The sequence below is a fragment of the Mycolicibacterium sp. XJ879 genome (assembly GCF_053483935.1).
Genome location: NZ_JBEFTH010000038.1, coordinates 1 through 750, shown reverse-complemented (window position 1 = coordinate 750; position 750 = coordinate 1). Strand labels below are relative to the sequence as shown.

Genomic DNA, 750 nt, shown 5'->3' with positions numbered 1-750 from the left:
CGCCCACGTCCAGTCGGCGCGCAGCCGCGGGCCGGCGTCCGTGTCGACGGTGGCCGAGTTGAGCTCCACGGTATGCACCAGCGGCATGGGCACGGCAGCGCTGACGTCGGTCAGCGACAACCCGTTCGGTGAGACGCGCCACGGTTCAGCGAATCCGTCACCGGTCGGAGCACCAAGGCGCCCAAGGTAATTGAACCCGATTGTCGGGTCTTCGGCGTCGAGTCCCGATTCAGGGCTCAGGTAGCGAAGCAGGCCATAGGTTAGACCGTCGGGCAGCGAACGAAGCTGCTCCTTGGCGTTCTTGAGCGCCGAGCCGAGCGCCGCGTCACCGGCGATCACCTGGTCCCACGACAACCGGTCTGTCACCAGGGCCACCGGGTACTTGGCGGTGAACCAGCCCACCGTGCGCGACAGGTCCACGCCGGTGTCCGGGCCCGCCACGTCCTCGTCGCGGCCGTGGCCTTCGACGTCGATGGCGATCGGGGCACCGCCGGCCGCCAACAGCTCGGCGATCGCCATCGCGAAGGCGATCAACAGGATATCTTGTGTCCCAGCTCGAAATGCCGCGGGCACCTCATCGAGCAGCATGCCGGTGGCTTCGGCATCCAACTCGGCGGAGAACCGCCCGGCGGTCACATAGGTGTCGGCCTCGGGCTGCGTCGCAGGAAGCACCGTCGGTGTCGCCGCCACCTTCTTCCACGGTTCGGCCAGCTGAAGCACGTCTGGACGGCGGGCATGGTCGGCCAGCAG

At 68.1% G+C, this 750-nt stretch carries 1 protein-coding gene; it reads right to left on the bottom strand.

From position 1 onward, the window contains the following. A partial coding sequence (locus ABQF13_RS25290) for a condensation domain-containing protein (RefSeq protein WP_448395551.1) occupies positions 1-750 on the bottom strand: 750 nt, incomplete at both ends.